We start from the raw sequence: 6,789 nt of genomic DNA on the forward strand, positions 1-6,789 counted from the left end.
TAGTTGTGGGGAGCCCTCAGAGTTAAAATGGTTCAACGAATCAGTTACGAATTTTTGCCGCAAATTTCTGGCCCTTACGTTCATGCGACAAGGCATTGTGAGACCTTGTATGTGTCAGGGCTGACAGCTATGGGTTCAGCAAGTCAAAGTGAAAGCCTAATTGAGCAAACAAAAACGATTCTATCTTATTTGTCACAAATACTCGCCGAAGAGCGAAGAGAGAAACGCGATTTGGTCAAGCTGACGATATTTGTAACCGACTTGAACCAACTTCCAGAAATCCGGTCGGTATTATTCGACTTCTATGAAGGGTATTTGCCAGCTTGTTCATTAGTTGAGATTAGTCGTTTGGTTCATCCTGACCTATCTATTGAGATTGAGGCTATCATCTCATCTGAAGCATTGTAGAGAAGCTTTAATGAAAATAAACCGCTTGGATCAATTAGTACTGACAGTTAAAGACATCCAAACCACACTGGATTTCTATACACAGGTTCTAGGTATGGAAAGTGTTACTTTTGGGGAAGGACGTGTTGCTCTGGTATATGGGCGGCAGAAGATAAATCTTCATCAGCTTGGTAATGAATTTGAACCTAAGGCGAGTCAGGTGGCCTCTGGGAGTGCCGACTTGTGTTTTGCCAATTGCAAACGTGCTTTCCCATTTGGACGTCCATTCTATCGAGGTTATTGATGGTCCGGTTCAACGAACAGGTGCAATTGGTAACATCCTATCGGTTTACATTAGAGACCCAGATGGTAACTTAACTGAGTTATCTAACTATCTTACTGAGGTATAACATGATTTATTCAACAACCGAGACGATTCCCGGTCGAGAGATTGCGGAGATAAAAGGTGTTGTGACGGGAAATGTGGTTCAGTCAAAGCACATTGGGCGTGATTTAATGGCGGGCTTAAAGAGCATTGTCGGTGGTGAGATTCGTGGCTACACCGAAATGATGACTGAAGCCCGAAATATTGCTATTCAACGAATGGTAGAGGATGCCGCAAACCTAGGAGCAGATGCCGTAGTCGGTATTCGTTTTACCACCAGTTCGATCGTTGATGGCTCTTCAGAGATTCTTGCATTTGGCACTGCAGTAAAGCTTCTTTAAGAGCGACAGGCCAGCACGATGCGGTGCAAACTTATGATTAATAGAACGCATAGGTAAGTTCCAATGCGACTGTCCATTTTAAGTGAAACGCAGAATCTCGACCGTGATGTTCTGCGTTTGCAATTCTGCTGCCTGCCTAATACTCCTCTCCTACGTACTCAACTTATTGATCCTGATCGTAGTGTACACAAAAAATAGCAGATTGGAGTTAGTATACCTAGGTTGAATGAATATTCATTTTTGTTTCCGTGCCTTATAGTGTAAATGTTCTAATCATTTGTAATGCTTTACGTAGGAAGTACTCTGAAAAATCGATCGAGTTAGCAGTTAATGCGACGAACAGCATGCTGATTAACGTGTTTGTAATCTATTTTAATAGCGAATTATAATGAAACTGAATGCATCTTAAGTGAAAATATTAGCACCGTAAATGTGAATGAAAGTATATTAATTCAAAGTTTTCTTATAAAAATATGAACTTATGCCTTGCGAAGTGATTCTAAATTGTTACAAATACTATACAGCTGTAACATTGCCATAAGGAATTGTAGATGAGAGAACTCACTCCCGAGTACTTGTTAGCCGCATTGCGACAAGCGATAAAAACCAAAGGGCTAACATATCGAGAGTTATCTGAGAAAATGGGCATGCCGTTGTCCACTTTTAAACGTCATTTAACTAGTACCAACCTTGCTCTTGATAAGTTACTTGAATATTGCCGTGCGGTTGACTGTACCCTAGACGAGTTGCAGAAATTGGCAAATCAACTACAAGCTGAGGATCAAGATTACTTTAGCCACACGCAAGACGAAGTCTTTTTCCAGTTTCCTCATCTTTACGATTTTTATCGAGAATTACGGATGCTTCGTGGTAAAGACGGCTATACCATCCTAACAAAAAAGTATGATCTCTCGAAACAAAGCATGTCGGACTACTTAGGCGCGCTAGAGCTACTTGATCTGGTTTATGTTGATGAAGAAAACAACATCACGCTGCATGGTCCGCTTTACTACAGCTACGCTGAAAACTCGAAGCTTAACGACAAATACACTGAGATCATAAAGGATCAAACTACAACGCATGAAAAGTGCGTTCGTGTCGCTCTATCTCGCATGAAGATCACCGAGGAACAATTACTTATATTAGAAGAGCAGGTAGCCAACACCGTGCTGGATTTTCATTCGAAGAACGTTGTCGTCGAGAACTTTGATGTATCAGACTTCACCAATGTTCTACTGATTGCAGGGCCGTATCATCCCGTGACTTTTTCCGATGGGATCGCTCAAACTGGAACAAGTTTTATGGATGATATCCGCTATGCGATTGTATCAGCAGGGGATAAACCGAGCCTCTCGATATAATCTCTAGTGATTTGTAGAGTTGCAGTTGAAATGGTTTATAAGCGAGCTATTGTGACGAAATGTCAATTATGACGGTTCGTCAGAAAGTGTAACTTCGTTTCTGCGTAACATATTCTTGTTACTGTTCATTTGGGTTACACAGTAATACGGAACAGGCAAATGCTTAACCTTGGCTGCTAGAAAAATGACAAGCAAGAAGGTTATCGTGTCGCTTATGGTTTAAGCAACAAGCGATTGCGATCGTAAGGTGGAATTAGTCCAACTTGCCAAGTCATTGATGCAAGAGCAGGGGGTTGCAAATCCAACAATGGATAAGCTAAGCGCCGCAAGTTCTTACTCTAAAGGGACTGTCTCACTTTCGTGGCAAACAAGATATTATCCTGCCCTCTACGCTTTTAAACTAGATTACCTCTCATGCTAGATCGCCAAAGAAAACGGACTTATTTCTTGCTAGATAAGAGCAAAACTAGTGACTTTCTTTGGCCTTTTATGCAAAAACAACTTCGATAAAATTGGCGTTATTCCCAGGCAACGCTGCTTTTTTTACGTTTTTGTGTTCTTTTTATTCAATAACCTCCTCTTTTCATAATTCAATTTGGCTTTGGTGACGGGTTTGGCTACTATGTACAGCTATCAAAAAACCAATCACTCCCTTATGGATACTACCAATAGGTAGATGAGGAAACGATGCAACATCTAGAAGAGATCATTGCTAACGCGAGCGCAGCAATTGAAGCTGCAGAATCGCTAGTCGTACTTGATGAAGTGCGTGTTCAGTATCTAGGTAAAAAAGGTGAGCTAACTGCTCAACTTCAAAGCCTAGGTAAACTACCACCAGAAGAGCGCCGTGAAGCTGGTCAAGAGATCAACAAAGCGAAAGGCGCAGTTCAGCAAGCTATCGCAGCTCGTAAAGACGCACTACAACGTGCAGAGCTAGAAGCGAAGCTAGCAGCTGAAACGATCGACGTGACTCTACCAGGTCGTCGTATCGAGAACGGTGGTCTACACCCTGTTACTCGTACTGTTGAGCGTATTGAACAGTTCTTTGGTGAGCTAGGCTTTAACACTGAGTCTGGTCCTGAGATTGAAGATTCATTCCACAACTTTGATGCACTAAACATTGCAGAAGATCACCCAGCGCGTACTGACCACGATACTTTCTTCTTCAACCCAGATTTGATGCTACGTACTCACACGTCTGGCGTTCAGATCCGTACGATGGAAAATGGCAAACCACCATTCCGCTTCATCGCACCGGGCCGTGTTTACCGTAACGACTACGACCAAACGCATACGCCAATGTTCCACCAAGTGGAAGGCATGCTAGTAGACGAAAACGTAAACTTCGCACAGCTAAAAGGCATCCTGCACGATTTCCTATGTAACTTCTTTGAAGAAGAAGTTGAAGTTCGTTTCCGTCCTTCTTACTTCCCATTCACTGAGCCTTCAGCAGAAGTAGACGTGAAAGGTAAGAACGGCAAATGGCTTGAAGTTCTAGGCTGTGGCATGGTTCACCCTAACGTACTGCGCAGTGTAGGCATCGACCCTGAGAAGTACTCTGGTTTCGCATTTGGTATGGGCGTTGAGCGTCTAACTATGCTTCGTTACGGCGTAAACGATCTTCGTGCGTTCTTCGAGAACGACCTTCGTTTCCTAAAACAGTTCAAGTAATCCAGGGGATACATCACTATGAAATTTAGCGAATCTTGGCTTCGTGAGTGGGTAAACCCTGCGGTATCGACTGACGAACTTACACACCAAATCACAATGGCGGGTCTAGAAGTAGATGACGTGCTACCTGTAGCTGGTTCTTTCACTGGCGTTAAAGTAGGTAAAGTGGTTGAGTGTGGTCAACACCCAGACGCTGACAAACTACGTGTAACTAAAGTAGATGTTGGCGCTGAAGAGCTTCTAGACATCGTTTGTGGCGCATCTAACTGTCGCCTAGGTATCAAAGTTGCTGTAGCGACTGTTGGTGCTGTTCTACCAGGCGATTTCAAAATCAAAAAAGCAAAACTACGTGGTCAACCATCACACGGCATGCTGTGTTCATTCTCTGAACTAGGTATCGACGTTGAGTCAGATGGCATCATGGAACTAGCAGAAGACGCAGTAATCGGTACCGATTTCCGTGAATTCCTAGGTCTAGATGATGTTACGGTAGACGTAGACCTAACAGCAAACCGCGCTGACTGTTTCAGCATTCGTGGTCTAGCTCGTGAAGTTGGTGTACTTAACCGTGCTGACATAACTGAGCCATCAGTAGAAGCAGTAGCAGCTTCAATCGAAGACAAAGTGTCTATCGAAGTGAAAGCGCCAGCTGCGTGTCCACGTTACCTAGGTCGTGTGGTTAAGAACGTAAATGTTCAAGCTGAAACGCCACTATGGATGCAAGAGAAATTGCGCCGCTGTGGTATCCGCTCTATCGACCCTGTAGTAGACATCACTAACTATGTTCTTCTAGAGCAAGGCCAACCAATGCACGCATTCGATCTAGCGAAAATCGAAGGTGGCATCGTCGTCCGTATGGCTGAGCAAGGTGAGAAGCTAACACTTCTTGACGGCAGCGAAGCAGAACTAAACGCAGATACACTAGTAGTAGCAGACCAAAACAAAGCACTTGCAATCGCAGGTATCTTTGGTGGTGAAGAGTCTGGTGTAACAACTGAAACTAAAGACGTTCTACTAGAGTGTGCATTCTTTGCACCTGACCACATCCGTGGCCGCGCACGTAGCTACGGTCTGCACACTGATTCTTCAATGCGTTTCGAGCGTGGTGTGGATTATGCACTACAAGTGAGCGCCATGGAGCGTGCAACTCAGCTTCTTGTTGAAATCTGTGGTGGTGAAGTAGCGCCTGTTGTTGCAGTAGAGTCTGAAGCAGACCTACCTAAGCCAAACAAAGTTGCTCTACGTCGTACTAAACTAGACAACCTGCTAGGTCATCACATCGCTGATGCTGACGTAGTAGAAATCCTAGAGCGTCTAGGTCTAACTGTAGTGACTACTGCTCTTGATAATCAAGAAAGAGGTTGGACAGCTACAGCACCGACATGGCGTTTTGATATCGCAATCGAGCAAGACCTAATTGAAGAAGTAGGTCGTATCTACGGTTACGATAACATCCCTAACCAAAACCCAGCGGCAGCACTTAAGATGCACGACCACGTAGAAGCGAACATTCCGCTAAAACGCGTTCGTAACCTACTTGTCGACCGTGGTTACCAAGAAGCAATCACTTACAGCTTCGTTGAGCCAGAGCAGCAAAAGCTTGTTGTTCCGGGTGTTGAGCCGCTAATCCTGCCATTCCCAATCTCTGCGGATATGTCAGCAATGCGTCTAGGCCTTATCCAAGGTCTACTAAACACTGTGGTTCACAACCAGAAGCGTCAACAGCCACGTGTTCGTCTATTTGAATACGGCCTACGTTTCATCCCATGTGAGTCTGCTGAAAACGGTATGCGCCAAGAGCCTATGCTTGCAGGTGTTATCGCAGGTACTCGCAGTGAAGAGCACTGGGACATCGAAACTAACACAGTTGACTTCTTTGATCTGAAAGGCGATCTAGAAGCGGTTCTTGAGCTTACAGCAAACGAATCAGCTTACTCTTTCGCAGCACTTTCTGCTGAAGACAAAGCAGCGAACCCAGCGCTTCACCCAGGTCAATCTGCAGCTATCATCGTTGATGGCAAGCAAGTTGGTGTGATTGGTACGGTTCATCCAGAGCTTGAGCGTAAGTTTGCTCTAAACGGGCGTACTATCGTATTCGAAGTGGAATGGTCTGCAATCAACACTAAAGTGATTCCAGAAGCAGTACAGCTTTCTAAGTTCCCATCAAACCGTCGTGACATTGCGGTAGTTGTTGACGAAGCAGTGGCTTCTGGTGACATCGTTGCAGCATGTCTAGAGCAAGGTGGTAAGTTCCTGAAAGATGCGAAACTATTCGACGTTTACGTTGGTAAAGGTGTTGAAGAAGGTAAGAAGAGCCTAGCTATCGCCCTGACGCTACAGTCAGTTGAGCGTACGCTTGAAGATGCAGACATTGCTGGTGCGGTTGACGCTATCGTTGCTAACGTATCTGAGAAGTTTGGTGCGTCTCTACGTGACTAATCTCGCGTAACGTGGCTTCTTAAGAGATAAAAACCCTGCCAGTTTGGCCTGTCTCTTTATCCCAAGCGTTGTGATCAAAAGGAATTGCGCGGTCGGAGCCCTCAAGGATGGTTTGTAATTTAAACCATCCTTCCCAAAGCACCTTTATTGAAGCTCTACCCGTCCTTTTGGTATCTTTCCAACCGCCTAATTTAGCGAGATTTTT

Annotated in this window: 5 protein-coding genes and 3 pseudogenes; 7 read left to right on the plus strand and 1 reads right to left on the minus strand. The window is 44.5% G+C overall.

Features of this window, described 5'->3' with window-relative positions; genetic code table 11:
* Positions 1–27: 27 nt before the first annotated feature.
* The 7 genes and pseudogenes from KIV40_RS23895 to pheT all read left to right on the plus strand — a co-directional run bounded on the left by KIV40_RS23895 (position 28) and on the right by pheT (position 6,584).
* The gene (locus tag KIV40_RS23895; RefSeq protein WP_012127820.1) at positions 28–408 is read left to right on the plus strand and encodes a RidA family protein; all 381 of its coding nucleotides are present in this window, start codon (positions 28–30) and stop codon (positions 406–408) included.
* 10 nt (positions 409–418) lie between these two features.
* Positions 419–797: pseudogene (locus KIV40_RS23900) on the plus strand (VOC family protein).
* Between the two features lies 1 nt (position 798).
* Positions 799–1,113, plus strand: coding sequence for a heavy metal-binding domain-containing protein (locus tag KIV40_RS23905; RefSeq protein WP_012127823.1), 315 nt, complete (start codon positions 799–801; stop codon positions 1,111–1,113).
* A 551-nt stretch (positions 1,114–1,664) separates the two neighbouring features.
* Complete coding sequence (locus KIV40_RS23910) at positions 1,665–2,474, plus strand: helix-turn-helix transcriptional regulator (protein ID WP_012127824.1); 810 nt, start codon at positions 1,665–1,667, stop codon at positions 2,472–2,474.
* Positions 2,475–2,633: 159 nt separating this feature from the next.
* Positions 2,634–2,826 (plus strand): annotated as a pseudogene (locus KIV40_RS35625) (TetR/AcrR family transcriptional regulator); the annotation flags it as partial.
* 335 nt (positions 2,827–3,161) lie between these two features.
* Positions 3,162–4,145, plus strand: coding sequence for a phenylalanine--tRNA ligase subunit alpha (pheS, locus tag KIV40_RS23915; RefSeq protein ID WP_285351668.1), 984 nt, complete (start codon positions 3,162–3,164; stop codon positions 4,143–4,145).
* Positions 4,146–4,163: 18 nt separating this feature from the next.
* A complete protein-coding gene (gene pheT, locus KIV40_RS23920) occupies positions 4,164–6,584 on the plus strand; it encodes a phenylalanine--tRNA ligase subunit beta (RefSeq protein ID WP_012127826.1) in 2,421 nt (806 codons plus the stop codon).
* 19 nt (positions 6,585–6,603) lie between these two features.
* Here the strand turns inward: pheT and KIV40_RS23925 are convergent.
* Positions 6,604–6,789 (minus strand): annotated as a pseudogene (locus tag KIV40_RS23925) (hypothetical protein); the annotation flags it as partial.

The sequence above is a fragment of the Vibrio sp. D173a genome (assembly GCF_030248475.1).

What these genes read in the sequence shown, in the direction of transcription:
- KIV40_RS23895 (WP_012127820.1), top strand. Translation starts at nt 28, where the DNA reads ATGGTTCAACGAATCAGTTACGAATTTTTGCCGCAAATTTCTGGCCCT.
- KIV40_RS23905 (WP_012127823.1), top strand. Translation starts at nt 799, where the DNA reads ATGATTTATTCAACAACCGAGACGATTCCCGGTCGAGAGATTGCGGAG.
- KIV40_RS23910 (WP_012127824.1), top strand. Translation starts at nt 1,665, where the DNA reads ATGAGAGAACTCACTCCCGAGTACTTGTTAGCCGCATTGCGACAAGCG.
- pheS (WP_285351668.1), top strand. Translation starts at nt 3,162, where the DNA reads ATGCAACATCTAGAAGAGATCATTGCTAACGCGAGCGCAGCAATTGAA.
- pheT (WP_012127826.1), top strand. Translation starts at nt 4,164, where the DNA reads ATGAAATTTAGCGAATCTTGGCTTCGTGAGTGGGTAAACCCTGCGGTA.